Annotated in this window: 13 protein-coding genes; 5 read left to right on the top strand and 8 right to left on the bottom strand. The window is 68.6% G+C overall.

Features of this window, described 5'->3' with window-relative positions; translation table 11 throughout:
* Window positions 1-74 precede the first annotated feature (74 nt).
* The 3 genes from ACFW9O_RS00355 (at window position 75) to ACFW9O_RS00345 (ending at window position 2,502) form a co-directional block, all read left to right on the top strand.
* A complete protein-coding gene (locus ACFW9O_RS00355) occupies window positions 75-581 on the top strand; it encodes a hypothetical protein (RefSeq protein WP_384603406.1) in 507 nt (168 codons plus the stop codon).
* A 161-nt stretch (window positions 582-742) separates the two neighbouring features.
* Window positions 743-1,096: a hypothetical protein gene (locus tag ACFW9O_RS00350; RefSeq protein WP_384603403.1), complete on the top strand. Its 354-nt coding sequence runs from the start codon at window positions 743-745 to the stop codon at window positions 1,094-1,096.
* Entirely contained in the window at window positions 1,093-2,502 is a 1,410-nt protein-coding gene (locus ACFW9O_RS00345) for a hypothetical protein (protein ID WP_384603402.1), read from the top strand. The genes ACFW9O_RS00350 and ACFW9O_RS00345 overlap by 4 nt, the downstream gene beginning before the upstream one ends.
* A 149-nt stretch (window positions 2,503-2,651) precedes the next feature.
* On the opposite strand, the gene ACFW9O_RS00340 is transcribed toward ACFW9O_RS00345, so the two are convergent.
* Window positions 2,652-3,737 carry a S1 family peptidase gene (locus ACFW9O_RS00340; RefSeq protein ID WP_384603400.1) on the bottom strand — a complete coding sequence of 362 codons (1,086 nt, stop codon included), beginning with the start codon at window positions 3,735-3,737 and terminating at the stop codon, window positions 2,652-2,654.
* Window positions 3,738-4,164: 427 nt separating this feature from the next.
* Here ACFW9O_RS00340 and ACFW9O_RS00335 point away from each other — a divergent pair, with 427 nt between their 5' ends.
* Complete coding sequence (locus ACFW9O_RS00335) at window positions 4,165-5,049, top strand: alpha/beta fold hydrolase (RefSeq protein WP_351171299.1); 885 nt, start codon at window positions 4,165-4,167, stop codon at window positions 5,047-5,049.
* Window positions 5,050-5,109: 60 nt separating this feature from the next.
* Here the strand turns inward: ACFW9O_RS00335 and fxsT are convergent, their stop codons facing one another.
* The 5 genes from fxsT to ACFW9O_RS00310 all read right to left on the bottom strand — a co-directional run bounded on the left by fxsT (window position 5,110) and on the right by ACFW9O_RS00310 (window position 14,138).
* Window positions 5,110-9,045, bottom strand: coding sequence for an FxSxx-COOH system tetratricopeptide repeat protein (gene fxsT, locus ACFW9O_RS00330; protein WP_384603397.1), 3,936 nt, complete (start codon window positions 9,043-9,045; stop codon window positions 5,110-5,112).
* A complete protein-coding gene (gene fsxC, locus ACFW9O_RS00325; RefSeq protein WP_351171294.1) occupies window positions 9,042-10,388 on the bottom strand; it encodes an FxsC protein in 1,347 nt (448 codons plus the stop codon). Before fsxC ends, fxsT begins: the two co-directional genes overlap by 4 nt.
* A 148-nt stretch (window positions 10,389-10,536) precedes the next feature.
* On the bottom strand, window positions 10,537-12,786 hold the full coding sequence (gene fxsBH / locus ACFW9O_RS00320; protein WP_384603395.1) for a radical SAM/SPASM protein FxsBH, inactivated beta-hydroxylase extension form: 2,250 nt from the start codon (window positions 12,784-12,786) through the stop codon (window positions 10,537-10,539).
* Between the two features lie 55 nt (window positions 12,787-12,841).
* Window positions 12,842-13,015, bottom strand: a complete 174-nt coding sequence (locus ACFW9O_RS00315; protein WP_351171290.1) for an FXSXX-COOH protein — start codon at window positions 13,013-13,015, stop codon at window positions 12,842-12,844.
* A gap of 412 nt (window positions 13,016-13,427) precedes the next feature.
* The gene (locus ACFW9O_RS00310) at window positions 13,428-14,138 is read right to left on the bottom strand and encodes a hypothetical protein (protein ID WP_384603392.1); all 711 of its coding nucleotides are present in this window, start codon (window positions 14,136-14,138) and stop codon (window positions 13,428-13,430) included.
* A gap of 287 nt (window positions 14,139-14,425) precedes the next feature.
* Between ACFW9O_RS00310 and ACFW9O_RS00305 the strand changes: the two genes are divergently transcribed.
* Complete coding sequence (locus ACFW9O_RS00305) at window positions 14,426-15,355, top strand: DUF4231 domain-containing protein (RefSeq protein WP_384603390.1); 930 nt, start codon at window positions 14,426-14,428, stop codon at window positions 15,353-15,355.
* Window positions 15,356-15,367: 12 nt separating this feature from the next.
* Here ACFW9O_RS00305 and ACFW9O_RS00300 read toward each other — a convergent pair whose 3' ends face one another.
* Together ACFW9O_RS00300 and ACFW9O_RS00295 are read right to left on the bottom strand one after the other, a co-directional pair.
* On the bottom strand, window positions 15,368-15,847 hold the full coding sequence (locus tag ACFW9O_RS00300) for a hypothetical protein (RefSeq protein WP_351171282.1): 480 nt from the start codon (window positions 15,845-15,847) through the stop codon (window positions 15,368-15,370).
* Window positions 15,848-16,032: 185 nt separating this feature from the next.
* Window positions 16,033-16,932, bottom strand: a complete 900-nt coding sequence (locus tag ACFW9O_RS00295) for a S1 family peptidase (RefSeq protein ID WP_384603388.1) — start codon at window positions 16,930-16,932, stop codon at window positions 16,033-16,035.
* Between the last annotated feature and the right edge of the window lie 39 nt (window positions 16,933-16,971).

Below are 16,971 nucleotides of genomic sequence, written 5' to 3'. Positions count from 1 at the left end.
CTGATGTGGGCCACGCCGTTTCAGGGGGAGAAGTGAGCACTGGGGTAATAGCGTTACTGGTTGCGGTGGTAGGCGTGGCCGGCACCCTACTGGCCCCGATCACCACCGCGTGGGTCAGCTCACGCTCGCGCCGTCAGGAGTTCGAGCTGCAGCAGCACTCCGACCGGACCAAGCGGCACATCGACGACGCCCAGGCCAACCTGGAACGCCGGCGCGACACCTACGTCGCGCTGAACTCCGGTGCCCGGCGATATCGGTTCCACATGATGGAAGACCTCTACGCGATGCGTTCCGGAGCGGACACGAACCCCGCGACAGAGTTGGTCCGAGCCGAGTTCCAGGACACCTACGCCCAGGCTCAGATGCTCGTCCCCGACAACGTCCTGCAGCCCTGCCAAGCGGTCCGCGTGGCACTCGCAGAGGCCAAGAAGCTCATGGAGTCGCTGGCCGAGGACGGTGCGCACGACCAGCAGAAGTGGCAGGAAGCCCACACCTTCCTGATCCAGATGTGGGACGCGATCACGGCGATGCAGCTCGCCATGCGTCAGGACCTCGGCATCTCGACACCGCCCCACTCGTGAACCGGGCGCGTTCGCCACTGACACCTCACGTTGGGCTGGGGAGCGAGCGCAGTAGTCCCCATGTATTCCGTTCTCCCCCTCCTGGAGTGGCGGGGTCCCTAAGATGCAGGAGTCGGTCGGACCATCCGATAACCGGAATCCAGCGCAAAGGATGAGACAAGGTGACTGTCGAGGCCTACTGGGATAAATCCGACGAAGAGCTCTACTCCCTGCTCGGGGCGGAGCTGCTGGGCGAGGGCCTGGGGCTCTCCCCCGAGGATCAGGAGAACCACCGTCGCTTCGGGAAACAGTGGTTCGCCAACAAGCACAATGAACTGCAGCGGAAGATCTGCCATCACGAGAAGACGCAAGGTCTGCTGGGGACCACGGGATCGGACAGGCTGATCGACGCGTTCACCATCCACGAGCTGCTCACCGACCTGGATGACGACCCCACCACAGCCGCACTGATCGCCGTCCTGGTCGCACGGGTAGGTCTCGGCGCCTTCTGCCGCACGTCACCGGCTCCGTCGTGATCCGCAAGACGATGGCGGACCGCAAGTACGAGCTGCTCCGGGCCGACCGCGAAGTGCAGCTCGGCGAAATGATGAAGCGGATGCGTGAGCTCGGGGACGAGGAGGGCCTCCAACAGCTCGAAGCCGCCAAAGCCGCCTGGCAGCAGAGCGAGTGGGCCGGCAAGTACGGGGACATGATGACCGCGCCCGAGGAGTTGGTGACAGAGCAGCTGAAAGCTGCCATGGCCGATCTCGGTGCGAGTACGGAACGCCTCGCCTCCGTCCGCGTCGTGAAGACCCTCAGGGAAGACGTCTCGGCACAGATGACACCGTTCTCCGACGGTTCAGGGCTGGTCAATGTCGCCGACGCGACCCTCACCCTGTGCTCCCACTACGCCCGGTACATCTCGATCTCCCTGACCCAGCTCGCCTCCGGGCCTTTTCGCGCGAGCGTACGGGCGGCAAGAGCAGGAAACATGGGCGGGGATCCGGCCGTGCTCACCGGCCTGCTGCGCTACTACTGCACGAACCAGCGGGTGTACGCGTTGGCGGCGAAACTGGGCCTGCGGCTGGACCTCGAGGCCGAGGAGAACGCCGCGTTCCTCTACCTCCAGGCCAGCCAGTTCATCATCGGGCACGAAATAGCCCACCATGCACTGGGGCATCAGTCCGCCGTGAGCGGCTTCTCACCTGACGAACACATTCCGGTCTGTTCGGACAACCAGGCCAGGGAACTGGAGGCGGATCTATTCGCTTACCGTGCCGGCAAGCGGCTGATCGAACAGGAACTCACCGGCCATGCCGAGGCTGCCCACGCTGCGACCTTCTCCCTCCTGGGCGCCTTGATCGCCATGCTGGCCGTGCACCTGACGGAGCGAGCGCTGTTCATCCGCCGAGGCTGCACTCATCCGTCCGCCCGTGTCCGGTCTGCGCTGCTTCTCGACCAGGTCGGTGAACGGGAGCAGCAGTTCGCCAGAATCTTCCTCAGCACGCCGCTGGCCGCGACGGAAGCGGCCTCGACCATCTCTGAGGGAGCCCAGCCGTTCTCCTGGGAGTTGGCCGGCACACCGCCGGTCTACACCCCGTTGCCCCACGTGAAGATACTCGCAGTTGCCCATCTCGACGCGTGGCAGTGCCGCCCGGAGTCCTGGCACCTTGCCCTGCTGGAGAGCGAGAGCCGGCATTCCGGGGTCTGGTTGGGCGAGGCCGCACGCCTTGCCGTCGGCGGAAACCCTGCGGAGGCGCTGCGCCTCTGGGGCGTACGCAAGGCCGGCATCGCTCCGCTCTGCGACTCGGCGAAGCCACTCCTGTTCTTCACCCTCATGGACAGCCTGAGACAGGCCTTCAAGGCTCAGGGCGTGGAGAGCGAGCGAACGGATGGGTACGCCTTGGCGGCAGCGACGTTGGCTGCCCCACACCTGGCTTAGACCCTCGAATGCGCACCACCGACGCCGTACCGGTCGGTCTCACTCGGTTGCTGATCACCCGACCCACCCGAAACCCCGCCGGGCACGGCAACGGGCCCGCTCGCCTCACGTGGGGTGAGGGATCGGGCCCGCGACTTACGAACCGAAGGTCAGCCGATCTCCGCTCCGAAGGCGGACAGCGCCTCCGGGACCGGCTGGAAGAAGGTCTCGCCGCCCGAGGAGCAGTCGCCACTGCCGCCCGAGGTCAGGCCGATGGCGGTGTCGCCCGAGAAGAGCGAGCCGCCGCTGTCGCCAGGCTCGGCGCAGACCGTCGTCTGGATGAGCCCGTTGACGATGTCGCCGTTGCCGTAGTTGACCGTGGCGTCCAGTGCGGTGACCTCACCGTCGTGCACCTGGGTGGTGGAGCCGCTGCGGGTCACCGACATGCCGACGGTGGCCTCGCCCGCCTTGGTGATCGGCTGGGTGGAGCCGTTGTAGAGGTTCACCTCGCTGGGGTGCGGCACGTCCGCGGTGTACTTGACCAGGCCGTAGTCGTTGTCCGGGAAGCTGGAGCCCTCGTTGGCACCGATCTCCGCGCCGCCCTGCGAGTCCGACCAGCTGGTGATGGACTCGGTGCAGTGTCCGGCGGTCAGGAAGTACGGCTCGCCGCCCTTGACCACGTTGAAGCCGAGCGAGCAGCGTCCGCCGCCGCCCCAGATTGCGTCGCCGCCCGCGATGAGGGGCTTGAACTCCCCTGCGGACTTGTTGAGTTCCGCCTTGCCGCCGAGGCCCTCGACCACGGCGCTGAGCTTGTCCCAGGCCGCGCCCTCGACGGTACGGTCGGCGGTGACGACCACCTTGTTGCTGACGGGGTCGACCGCCCAGGAGGTGCCGGGGATGGTGGCCTTGGCGGTGAGGGTCTGCCGGGCCGACGTCAGCTCGGTGAGCGAGTTCTGTACGACTCTGGCCTTGCCGCCCGCCTGGCGCACCTGCTCCGCGGCGGCCTCGTCGAGGACGTTCACGACCAGGTTCTTCGCCTTGGCGTCGTAGTACGCGCCGGCCGTGTCGCCGCCCAGGGTCCTGTCCAGGGTCGTGGCGAGATTTCCGGCCGCGTTCGCTGTCAGTGTCCGTGCCGTGAACTGGGGCACGTCGTCACTGGCGTTCGCAGTCTGGAAGGTGACTCCTGCTGCAACCAGGGCGACGACGGCCGATCCCGCCATGGCCGCGCGCTTCCTGGATATGCGTCGGTGCTTCAACTTCGACCTCCTGTGGGGCCGTGGTACGGACCAGTGGGGGGTCCGGAACACGGAGGATGGGGCGCCCACTATTCCGATGCGGTTGATAGCACACAAGGTCGACTTCAGGACGCACACACGACAACGACGCTTCGCTCCTGACCCGTTCACAACCGGGAGGTCGGACCACGTCGGTTCCATATGCGAACACCGCGTGCCATCGGCTGTCGGCAGCGGGTGAGGACTAGTCCTGTCCTGTTTTCGCTCTTGCGAGTCCGGATGCTGGGGTCGCCCGTCCGGATGCGGTGCGAGACGGAACCGGGCAAAACCCGGGTTCCTTCCGTCAAGGAGTCCCGGTGGTGCCCTTCATGGGTCATCATCGAACTGGCAGCACACACCGGGCACTTGTTGTCCGGACCGGGCGGGGTGACCGAGCGGAGGCGGCGGGGTGCGCAGTCGGGTGCGCGTGGCGGACGGGCGGCATCTGATGGTCGAGCGTCAGGGGGATCCGCGCGGCAGACCGGTCTTTCTCCTGCACGGAATGCCGGGCAGCCGGCTCGGTCCCGCTCCCCGCGGGATGGTCCTGTACCAGCGCAAGATGCAGCTGATCGCCTACGACCGGCCGGGGTACGGCGGTTCCGACCGGCTGGCGGGACGCCGGGTGGTGGATGTCGTCGAGGACGTACGCGCGATCGCCGACTCGCTCGGCCTGGAGCGCTTCGCCGTGGTCGGCCGGTCCGGCGGCGCGCCGCACGCCCTGGCGTGCGCGGCAATGATGCCCGAGCGGGTCACCCGTACCGCCGCACTGGTCGGTCTGGCTCCCTGGGACGCCGAGGGCCTCGACTGGTTCGAGGGGATGGCCGCGTCGAACGTCCTCGCGTACTCCGCGGCCGCGGCCGATCCGGACGGGCTGGCGGAGTCCTTCATCAGCCGCTCGGCGGAGATCCGGCAGGACCCGGTCCGGCTCCTGGACGACCTGCGCCGGGAGCTGACCGACTCCGACCGGATCGTGGTCAACGACGCCGGGATCCGTACGATGCTCCTCGCCAACTACCGCGAGGGGCTGCGCACATCGGCGTACGGCTGGATCGACGACGCGATCGCGTTCTGCCGGCCGTGGGGCTTCGACCCGGCCGACATCAAGGGCCCCGTGATGCTGTGGCACGGCGAGAAGGACGTGTTCTCACCCGTCGGCCACTCCCGCTGGCTCGCGGAACAGATCCCGGGCGTCACCGCCGTGATGGAACCCGCGGCAGCGCACTTCGACGCGCTGTCCGTGCTCCCCGAGGTGCTCAACTGGCTGCTGGACGACCGGGAGGCGCCGGTCTGCTGACCAGCGGCCCGGGGTGCGGTGTCCGTACGGACATCGCACCCCGGGCCGTAGCAGGCACGGTCACACCGACATCGGTTCCAGTTCGCGCAGGAACCTGGTCTCGTCCCGCGCTATCCGGGTCAGCGGGTGATCGTCGCCGAGCTGGCGCGCCAGCTCCTCGCCCGTCTCCGCCCGCAGCCCCAGTGCCTCGTCCTTGCGCCCCATCGCATCGAGGGTGACCGCGAGGTTGGAGGTCATGGCCAGGGTCTCCGGGTGGTGCGCCCCGAGGACCTCCCTGAGCTGACCGGAGACCTTGCGCTCCGTCTCCAGCACGAGCTCGAGGTCGCCGCGTTCGGCCGTCGCGTTGGCCAGGTTCATGACGCAGAACAGGGTGTTCGGGTGCTCGCGGCCGAACACGTCGCGCATCGAGGCGACCACCCGCGTCAGCAGCCTCTCCGACTCCTCCGACGCACCGGACCCCAAGAGGTACACACCGAGGTTGTTCTGTGCGGCCAGGGTGTACGGGTGCTGCTCCCCCGGCACCTTCATGTACTGGTCGACGACCTCCTGGGCGGTGTTCCTCGCCTCGACAGCCTCCCCTGCCGCGAACAGGTCCGCCGCCAGGTTGAGGTCGCAGGCCAGCGATTCGGGGTTGGCCGAGGTGTACTTGCCCCGGTACCTGGCGCGGGTGGCCACCGTCAGCCTGCGGGCGTCCTCCAGCTGCCCGGCCCTGCGCAGCGAGACCGCGAGGCTCTTCGCGACGCTCAGAGTGGTCGGATAGGTCCGGCCGAGCGTGGACTTGAAGCTGTCGTAGGTGCGGCTGAGCAGACTGACGGAGTCCTCGTACCGTCCGACCTCGCGCAGGTCGCGTGCCAGGTTCATGGCGGAGGACAGGCTGTGCGGGTGCTCCTGCCCCAGCACCTCGGACCGCAGGTCGTAGCAGTCCTGGTCGATCTCCCTGGCCCGGGCGTACTGCCCGATGCTCCGCAGGTTCAGTGCCAGGTTGTTGGCCGCCGCCAGTGTCCTGGGGTGCCGTTCGTGGAAGATCTGCCCGAAGCCCTCATGGGCCTTGGTCGCCAGTTCGATCGCCTTGCCGTAGTCACCGAGCAGTCCCAGGTCGATGGCCAGACTGCTGGTGGTCATGTACGTGTGCGGGTGCTCCGCCCCCAGCACCTCCCGCTGCCGCTCGAGCGTGAACTCGTCGAGCTCCTTCGCCTCCACGTACCGGCCGCGGGTGCGCAGGATGTTGGAGATGTGGAAGCAGAGGTACAGGTACTGCAGATCCTGTTCCCCCAGCATCTCCAGCCAGGTCTCGCGCAGTTCGTCGCCGAGCGTGGCCGCGGTCCTGACGTCTCCGCGCTTCCACAGGTAGCGCACACGGTCGATCAGCAGCCTGCGGGTCTCCGGCTCCTTGCAGTTGCGCGCGTCGGACGGGCCGAGGTGCGGCCAGATCGAGGCGAAGCGGGACCAGGTCTCCGGGTTGTCGATCGGCTCGTCGCTGTCGGGCCGGGCGCCGGCCAGGATCCGGTGCACGACATGTCGGGCCTCGCGCTGCTCCTCCTCGCTGAGCTGGGCCTTGATGACGGCCTGTACGAGGCGGTGGACCTGGATCGAGTTGGAGACCTGGTCGACCTTGGCGAGGGCGAACCGGCCGATCTCCCGGATGACCCGGCCCAGGACCAGCTTCTCCTGGAGCGAGGAGTCGTACGGCTTCAGCGCCTCGATCATCTCCTTGCTGTAGAGGAGGTCCGCGGAGATCGGCTCCGGGGCGAAGAAGGCACAGAGCTGGAGAAGCCGCACCGCTGCGGGCGAACGCTCCTTGAGGCGTTCGATGGAGATGTTCCAGGTGGCCGCGACGGGCTCCGGGTAACCCGCGGGCTGGTTGAGGGCCAGGACCTGGGGGGCCTGGCGGGCCAGCTGTTCCAGGTAGGTCCCGATGGGGGTGGCGGTCTCCGCGATCCAGGCCGCGGCCTGTTCGACGGCCAGGGGCAGGTCACCGACGGCGGTGGCCACCTGGGCGGCGTCCTCCACGCTCAGCCCCGGGGCGCGGCGCTGGAGGTGTTCGATCGACTCCTCCCGCAGGAAGACGTCGACGGGCAGCGCGTCCCCGTGCTGGGACCATGCCTGGTTCCTCGAGGTGACCAGGATGTGGCCGGAGCCGCCCTGCGGGAAGTAGCGCCTGAGCCGCTCGGGGTCGTCCGCGTTGTCGAAGACCAGCAGCCAGCGGTCCGAGGGCACACCGCGCCGCAGCAGGTCCACGGCCTCCTGCGAGGCCGTGGCCATGTCGTCGCCGCCCTGGGCCCCGAGCCGGACGGCGAGTTCGGCGAGGCTGGCCACCACGTCGTCGGACTGCTCGGACGATATCCACCACACCAGGTCGTAGTCCGCCATGAAGCGGTGCACGTACTCCAGTGCCACCTGCGTCTTGCCGACGCCGCCGAGCCCGTACAGCGTCTGCGGCTGCGGCAGCACGACGGCCATGCCGCCGCCGAGCTGGTCCCGCATCCGCTCCAGGACCAGTGAGCGGCCGGTGAAGCCGGGGTTGCGGGGCGGTGCGTTCCAGATCCTCGGCACGGTACCGGGGAAGCGGGGGCCGGGCGACACTCCGTCGCCGAGCTGGACCGGCCTGTCCAGGGCGCGCATCAGGGCGGTGGTGGCGTGGACCTCGTCCAGCCGGAACAGGTCGACCGGATTGCGGTCGATGTACGGCGTCGAGAGGCGCACATCGGTGACCCTGAGCGGCAGCAGCTGACGCCGCCCGCCGCCGGGATCCTCGGAGACCGCCCGGGTCCACAGGTCGACGGCCCGCTGGGACTTGAGGTAGGCGCTGGAGAGCAGCACGACGGTACGGGCCGCGGCCTCGGGCATGCTGTGCGGGGCGTCCACGGTGGCGGGGTCGGCGGACACGTCGCGCGGGACCACCCGGAATCCGGCCCGGGTGAGGACCGATTCGATCCAGTCGGCCCACATGCGGTTCTCCGCCACGTAGCTGAGGAAGAGATCGGCCGGCATGGCGGGGCGGCGCCGGGTGAAGGCGTCGCGGATGCGCAGCCGCACCTCCTCGCCCACCGGCGGCATCGAGGTGATCTCCTGGGCGGTGACGACCGCGGTCAGCCGTTCGAAGGCGGACAGGAGCGAGTTGCTGAGGCCGGCCTCGTCGCCGAAGGTGGCGAGGGTCTCCTCGTACGCGTAGTAGGGGCGGTAGGGGATCTCCACCGCACCCCAGTAGGCGGTGAGTTCGTCGCCGGAGAGGTCCCGGGGCAGCCGGTCGAACTTCAGCCGGGCCAGGGCCCTGCCCGCGTCGGCCTTCTCCTTCTCGCCCTCGTCGATCCGCATGGGGACGGGGAAGATGGAGATGGGGCGGCCGGTGTAGCGCTCGGCGATCTGCCGGGCGACAGAGGCCGCGCCGTCGATGGACTGGTCGCTGAGGGTGAAGCAGTCGACCAGCACGTCCGGGAGGTGGACGGTGCAGATGTCGGCGATGTCGCTGAGGCCGGTACGGCTGTCGATGAGGACGTAGTCGTAGTTGGCCTTCATGTCGTCGCGCAGGGCGTCGAAGAAGTGCCCGCCGCCCAGCCGGTCGTAGAAGTTGTCCCAGTCGAAGGTGGAGACGGTCGCGGAGTACTCGCGGTTCTGGCGGCCGGCGGAGACGAAGTCGAGGGTGCCGCCCTGCGGGAACTCCCAGCCGAGCGCCTCGGGGTTGAGCGAGACCGCGTGCGGCTGGATGCGGGCGTAGTCGCGGTGCCAGTCGTCCGCGCGCTGGGCGGGGTTGGTCGCGGCCCAGGCGTACTCGGTGATCAGGTCGATCACACCGGTGGTGGCACCGAGCGTCGACGGGTCGAGGAAGGGGTGGAAGAACCGGTGGAGCCCGGGGGCTTCCAGGTCCCAGTCGACGGCCAGCACCCGCTTGCCGTTGGCGGCGAGGATCCAGGCGGTGTTGGCCAGGGCCATGGTGCGCCCCGTGCCGCCCTTGTACGAGTAGAAAGTGACGATGCGCCCGTCACGACCGGCTGTCATACGTCCTCCGCATCCGTGGCAGGGTCGTGCATGTCGGGTATGAACTGCGTGTTACCCATGGGCCCCATCAGTCGCGTCCGTTCGGTGTGCCGTCCGCCGGTCGCGGGCGGATAGACCGTGGCATGCCTCAGATACTGCTGAGCGGCCACCTCGACCACCTGGGGAAGGATCTGTCCGAACGCCTCCATGGTGGGTACCCCTTTGGCCGCCACCCGGCAGAAGGCCCGCCCCTGCCGCATCTTGGCGGGCATCGTCTGCTCGAGTTTCTCGGTCAGTTCGGCTTCGGCGGCTCTGCTCTGGTGGTCGTCGCGGCACCACGGCACGACCATGGTCACCCAGGGCCGGTTCTCGGCGTCGAAGGCCGCGAGCCGGCGCCGCCGGTCCTCGTCCTGCAGGGCCCAGCGGTCGACCAGGAGTATCTCCGGGGTACTGGGCGGCTGTTTTCCCTCCAGCTGCCCGGATTCCTCGTCGAACGAGGTGATGACCGCCTGGTAGTTGAGGGAACGGACGAGTTCCTCGGCGACGTAGGCCAGCGGTTTCGCGGCGGCCGGATGGTACGGATTCCAGTCGTGCGGGTTGTCCCCGTAGTAGTCCGGGTTGCGTCCCGACGGCAGGTCGTGGCGTGTGGGAGCGGCGATGGTGATCTGCATCGGCCGGGGTGCTCCGACTCCGCTGCTCGGTGATCCGAAGGCGCTGGGAGCGAGGCGGTAGTCGACCGGCCTTCCGGTGTCGATCTGGACCGTGTCGGCGACGCTGACGATGCGTTTGGCCAGTTCGTAGACGGCCCGTTCGTATTCCTGGGCGAAGAGCCTGAGTTTGATCAGCCCGTAGAGCCCGTCGCTGACGTAACGGTCCCCGAAATCACGGTGGTTGAACTGTAACCGTTCAGCTGATCCGGGCAGTTGGTTGGGCGGCACGGGAACCCAGAGCGCCGGAACGATCGCCTCGGCCGGCTGGTTCGAGCGGGCGCGGTGGTGGATGGCACGCTGCTCGAAGGCGTACCACTCCTTGCCGCACATCTCGCTGGCGAAATAGCGCGGCGAGAACAGCGGTACGAAGACACGGCAGGTGGCGAGCACCCCGCCCAGACGCTCCGACCAGCCCTCACCGGAACGTATCTCCCGGTCCATGAACCCCGCGGGCGCACCCGCGGGCAGATCGGTCATGGCCATCACATGACCACAAAGATCTTGGAAAAGCCGTTCGACCCACATATCGGGGTCTGTTCCACCGCCGTACCCCGGTGTGTGCGCGTAACTCAGAAAGAAGTACGGCCGATGGTCCGCCGCTCGCTGCTGCGTCGATGCGTGCACACGACCCCCGTCCTGTGTGAGCACCCGCATCCCAGGACTGTGGAGAGGGTGCGAGCGAATTCATCATTCCGGAGCGGACCTTGCTCCACCCCCATGGCGTTCGGTCAATCAACGCCGCTTTTCAGTCATCCATACCCAGGTTCATCCGGTGCCTTCGTGATTCACGGCAATCCTGTGGCTATTCGGCCCACTTGTCCCGTGTTTCCTTCATCTCCTCCGTGAGTACCCCGACGAATCGCCTTCCCGCGACCGTTGGCTCGGCCGCTGTCCCGATCATGTCGAGTGCCTGTTCCACACCCTCCATGTAACGGGGATCAAGAGCGGCCATTGCCACCCGTTCATAGGTGTCGGCCAGCAGCCGGGAAAACGGAACCAATTCTTCCGTCCATGGCAGGCGATGTTCCCAGGCACCGTCCGACGCATAGAGCTCGGTAATGTCGAGAATGGCCCGCAACGTGGTCCGCCGGAGCCCGCGCACCAGTCCCGGCGCCAGCTCCTTCGCGTCACCCGCCACGGGGAGGCCGATCGCGCCGTGGCCGAGGCGCCGCTCCTCGCTGCGCCCCGTGGTGAGCGGGGTCAGCGTCGTCGGACCGCCCCGGGCAGCCGCGACCGTGGCGGGCGCCGACGCCTCCAGCAGCGCCCATGCCTCCGCGAGGCCGGCGCCCCACGCCTCGGCCTCGGCCTGTCCGAGCCGGGGCGCGGCCGGAGCGCCGAAGCAGTCCCGGTACGGGTCGAGGTCGTCGAGCACGAAGAGGGGTGCGCGGTCCCGGCCGACAAGGCGTACCGGGAGCCAGTCGGGTTCGTCATCCGGCCCGCCCGTCACGATCCGCCACTCGGCCCCGCCGCTGTCCGGCCGCGCCACGAACCCGTCGTCCGTGGCGCAGACCCGGACCGTGCCGGCCTGCCCGGCCCCACCGGTCCGCAGCTCGCCGAGCGTGGGCAGATAGAGCCTGCCGTCCCGGTACGGAACCTCCGCCGCCAGGGGGAGACCCGCCCGTACCGCGGCTGCCGCCGCATAGGCCGGGAACCTCAAGGCGTCGTCGACCGCTCCGGGCCGTCCTGCGTGCAGGCCTTCGAGCGTGTCCAGCAGCCAGGTCCGCGTGTACGGATGAGCCAGCACCCGGTCGAGCGCCGCGGCGCCCTCCTCGGACGACTCGAGCACCGCTGCCAGCTCCCAGGCCTCGTCCCAGCGCGTCCCGCCGCGGCCGTCCAGCTCGGCATGGAGCCCGGCGAGCAGGGTGCGGGTCAGGTCCTGCTGTTCGGCGGCCAGTTCCTGCGGGTCGGTCACCGCCGGGGGGACCGTGAGGTGAGCGGTACGCGCCTCGATGCCACGCACCAGCGCTTCCAGGTCATGGCAGTACACGGACGGGTTGTCGAAGTCGGTGGCCGAGCTGTAGCGGTGCGTATAGAGGCCTCCACCGCACGAACGTACGACGGGGCACCGGCGACACGTCTCGCTGACGCCCGCCAGCCCGAGCTGCCTCGCCCGCACTCCGGGGTGGGCGGCGACGTCGTCGAACGAGTGCGAGAAGACATCGAATCCGGTGGCCGCCGCACCCTCGTACGCGCTCTTGAGCGAATCCACCTGCTCCAGCTGGCCATCGGTCTCGACGACCACGAGATCGGTGGGCGCGAGGCCCAGGGACTCGGTGAGGCTGGGGCCGCCGCTCAGGGTGGAGAGCACCGAGGAGAAGAGGCGCACCGGCAGCCGGTGTTCCGGATCCTGCTCCTGCCAGCGGTCGAAGACCGCGAGGAGCCAGTCGGCGTAGGCGGTGGGCGAACCGTCCGGCCGCAGCGGGGGATCGTCCCAGGTGGCATGCGGCAGAAGGAAGTCGACACGGGGCGGTTCGAGCTCGGCGAGCGCGTCGAACACGGCGACCGGGTCGTTCCGGATGTCGATGGTGCACAGGAGCCCGAGGTCCAGGTGGCGGTAGCGCTCCTGACGGAGCAGATCCACGGCTGCGAGAACCTGAGGATGGCTGGTACGCCCGTTGGCGAAGCGGCGGTGCCGGTCGTTCGCCGTGCGATCGCCGTCGAGCGAGATGCCGACCCTGACGTGGAACTCGTCGAAGAGGTCGAGGTAGCGGGGGCTGAGCTGGACACCGTTGGTGTGGATCCTGAGGTCCAGCTCAGCGACACCGTTCATCGCCGATGTGAGCTCCTCGCAGACACGACGCAGTTGCGCGGGTCCGGCCAGGAGTGGCTCTCCTCCATGCAGGATCACTGACATCGAATCGAGCGCATGCGCCGAGGCATGCTCGGCCAGTCGTCGAGCTGTCCATGAAATGGCTTCGTCAGAGATCGTTTTCGGGCGGGTACGCCAGCTCTGATCTGCGTGTTCATAGATATAGCAATGGTCACACGCGAGATCGCACCTGCTGTGCACCTTGAGCACGATCTCGCGAAAAGGGACCAGGGGTCCTGTCATTCTCCCAGTCTAGCCACGCCAGGACCCCTCTCGGAGCTCGGAGCGGAAGCTTGGCTCAGAGCGCAGAGCTGAAGCTCGACGTCTGGACAGGACGACCCACGGGCGTGCCGAATACCCGGCCGAGCTTCCTGGATGCCTCGATGCTGCGTGCATCGATCTCGGCAAGTGCCACACGACTCTTCTTCGCGTGGTCGGAAGCGGAGGAGGGGGAGGTTTCGTAGGTCTTCACGGCCGTCCTTGAGGGTCCTTGGAGGGGGTGTTTTCGGACAACGACTCGGGCGTCGGAGTCCGCATATTCAGCACGACTTTACTCCCAACCGGCCCCTCTCACACGCCGCCCTGACGTGAAACCTTGCGGTAATGGAGCATTTCGGAGAAGGAAATGCCGGCCGGGGTTCGCCCACCTGGGTGATGAATGAATCCGCAGGCCAAAGCACCTGCGGCCGGGACCGCTCCGGCGGACGCCGCGGAGGCCGTCGCTCCGCGGATCCCGCTCGGACCGGGAGCACTCCCGGCGTCGACTTCAGGACACTCCCAGGACAACAGGTGTTCACTTCCGGCCCGTTCACCCGTCCGGTGGTCCGGGGTGACCGATCCTGCGCGTGAACGGTCTGCCCGGCCGCTCGCGGCGGGGACGACCATCAGTCGAGCGGGGCGTGGCCCACACCTCGCGCACTCTTCATGCAGTCGCCGATGCGCTCATGACTGTCGCCCACCACGTCGGTCACACGGACGCGTACGTACAGCGCGTCGACCTTCTCGACGAATCTCCGTGAGAAGGCGCCCACCAGGACCGTCTCGTAGCTTCCGGTCCCCACCAGGGGGAAGCCCCTGCCGAACTCGACGAGCTGGAAGTCCTCGGCCACGACCAGTCCGGCCGCGGTCAGTTCGGCCACGGCTTCGGAGACGTCGACCCACGAGGCGGCACCGGACTCGGTCTCCCCCGCCAGCACCACCCGGCAGTCGAAGGCCTCGACCGCCGCGATGTGCTGACCGCCGTTGAGTATGCCCACCCGCCACGCCTGCGCATCCGCCTTGAGGAGACCCTTGGCCCAGGCTCCCCGCCAGCCCAGATAGGGCCGAACGGTGCGGGCGTACTGGGCCCTGGCCAGTACGGCGCCGACCGCGACGGCCAGCAGGCTCCCCAGCGCCTCCATCTCGAGCAGCTGGAGGCGCCACGGCCACTGGGTTCGCGCATCGGCCGTCATGTTGGCACGGATCGCCTCCCAGAACAGGACGAGGACCAGCAGCCCGAGCAGCACCAGCGGCGCGGTGAAGAGCAGGGGGCTCCGGCGGACCCTGCGCTGCGCCTCGGACGGCGGACCCATAGGGCCACGGCCTGCGTTGTTCACACTGTCTCCCCCCGTGGCAGACGAGACCCCGTTCGCGCTACTGCGGGTCAACTCGCCTGTATACATGCTCAGTTGTCAGACCCTCTCATGGGGCGACGGATCAAACGAGAGCGCCCTTCGGGAACGGGCCGGCCGGGAGGCACCATTGCAGTCTGCGGGGAGGCGACCCTACTCTCATGGCCCCGGCAGGCCTCGGCCGTGCACCCTCCTGAGCCCCGGGCAGCACACACGGCCGGACCGGCCGTATGACCGACGGAGCACATCCACAACTTCACACGGGGGTGAACATGACGGCGATTCCCGGACCACTTCAGTCCATGGTCTTCCGGAGCGAGGACCTTCCGGCGCTCTTCCACCACACGGACGCCATCGCCATCGCACGCCAGCGGGAGGCGGTCAACACCACCCGCGGGCAGCTGATCCTGCTCGTCCTCGGCACCGTCCCGGGCGCTCTGCCCTGGCACGTCGAGGTCGGCGACTCGTTCCAGCTCCTCGACTCCGTGGCCGTACTGGCGTACCTGGGCGTCCTGGTCACCACGTATCTCGCCTCACGGCGCAAGGCCAAGTCGCACTGGCAGCTCAACCGGTCGGCAGCGGAGTACATCAAGTCCAACTGCTGGCGCTACGCCGTTCACGGCTCGCCGTTCGACACCGGCACCCACCATCCGGAGGCCGTGTTCGCCAACCGGCTGGAGGACGGCCTCCAGGAGCTGAGGAAGGTGGGGTGGGACGACCCCCGGGAGGAGATGACGGACGCGGGCGGCGGACTCATCACCGAGTCCATGCGCGAGTTACGGGACAAGGCGTTCACGGTCCGCAAGGAGACGTACATCCGGGACCGGCTGATCGAGCAGCGGCGCTGGTACCGCAGGCGCCGGCTGGTCTCCCGGCGCGGTGCGTTCGTCTGGTCGAGCACGATCGCCGCACTGACACTGCCCGCCCTGGTCCTCGCCCTGCTGCAGGCGTTCGGCACGGCCGGGTCCTTCGCGCTGACGGGATCGCTCTCCGCCGCCGCTGCCGCCTGTCTCGCCTGGAACGAGATGCGCCGCCACCACCCGCTGGTCTCCGCGCACTCGCTGGTGGAGGACGATCTGGAGAACATGCAGGCGGCGATGGAGACCACTCTGACGGAGCGGCAGTGGGCGGCCGCCGTGTTCGAGACCGAGCGGATCGTCTCCCCCGAGCACACGGACTGGCTGGTCCGCCACCGGATGTGAGCGCGCGTCGGGTCAGGCCCGCTCCACGCCGTCGCGCCAGATGACCGTGACCGGCCGGCCGAGGCTCCGGGCGTACGTCACGATGTCGCCGGTGCCGCCCAGGCCGCGTGCGGGACGGCCGTCCCACACCGCGAGCAGCCGGTCGCAGTGGTCGGCGATGTAGGCGCCCGCCGCGTAGTAGGCCTCGTCGGTGGAGTGCGGGTAGTCCAGCCGGACCTCGCGGGCCGCCCGGGCCTTGAGCATCCGGTAGCGCGCGAGGTCGGCCTCGTCGGCGAAGCCCGCCTCGTAGTCCCCGCTGGGGATCACCACGGTCAGCTCCGCACCGCAGGCCAGTGCGAGGTCGGCGAAGAGCTGGTCGGCTCCGACCGCCAGGCTGGAGAGGGCCTCCGTGGAGCCTTCGAGGCCGCACAGTGCCGCCCGCATCCCTTCCAGGACGTGCGCGTAGGCCTCCTGGGGGATGGATCGGTGACCGGTCACTCCGATGCGTTTCACGGACCTGGAACCCCCTGGGAGTCTGTGGGGGCCCGGAGGGCATCCCTCCGGACAGGTGCAGCGTCCGCCCCCGTGGTGCCTCTGCGACCGACCGTCCTGACATCCTCTCAAAAGCCGCGGACCGAAGGGGAGCCCCCGCCGGGAATCGGCGGGGGCTCACAGGGGTACGGCCGTGCCGGGCCTTGTCAGAACACGCTGACGCCGTAGGCGCTCAGCGCCTCGGTGACCGGCTGGAAGAAGGTCGTTCCGCCGGAGCTGCAGTTGCCGCTGCCGCCCGAGGTGAGACCGATCGCCCGGGTTCCCGAGTAGAGCGGGCCGCCGGAGTCGCCGGGCTCGGCGCACACGTTGGTGCGGATCATGCCGTAGACGATGTCCCCGCCGCCGTAGTTGACCGTGGCGTTGAGGCCGGTGACGGAACCGCTGTGGGTGCCGGTGGTGGAGCCGCGGCGGGTGACGGACATGCCGACCGTGGCGTTGGCGGCACTGGTGATGTCCTGGCTGCCCACGGTGCCCGACTTGGTGACCGAGGTGTTGGTGTACCGCACGATGCCGTAGTCGTTGGTCGGGAAGCTGGAGCCCGAGGTGGTACCGAGGACGGTGGTGCGCCCCGAGTTGGACCACCAGGTCCCGGCGCCGTCGGTGCAGTGCCCGGCCGTCAGGAAGTAGTAGGTACTGCCACTGCGGACGTTGAAGCCGAGGGAGCAGCGCCAGCTGGATGCGTAGATGGCGTCGCCGCCGGAGATCAGCTTGCTGAACGTTCCGGGGGTGCGTTCGATGTCCAGGGCGCCCGCGTTGGCTCCGGCGGACTCCTTGATCCGGTTGATCTCCGCCTGCGAGACGGTGCTGTCCACCGTGACGACGAGGCGCTTGGTCGCGGGGTCGATGTTCCAGGCGGTACCGGCGATGTCGGCGCCGAGTACGGCGTCCTGGGCGGCGGTGAGCTGGTTGGCGCTGAACGTCCCGGTCGAGTTGGCGTTGGCCGCGGGGACGGCGAGTGCAGCGACGGCGACGAGGCCTGCGGAGACGGCGATGATCCTGCTGCGTCTCGCTGTGCCGCTGCGGGGGGTGGTGCGCTTGATCCTCACTTGTCGTTCCTCCCGAGGGGAATCGGGGGCCCGCCTGTG

It is taken from the genome of Streptomyces sp. NPDC059499, from assembly GCF_042749285.1.
Classification (GTDB): domain Bacteria; phylum Actinomycetota; class Actinomycetes; order Streptomycetales; family Streptomycetaceae; genus Streptomyces.
Note: the sequence above shows the minus strand (reverse complement) of the source record. Positions and strands in the feature narration are given on the sequence as shown.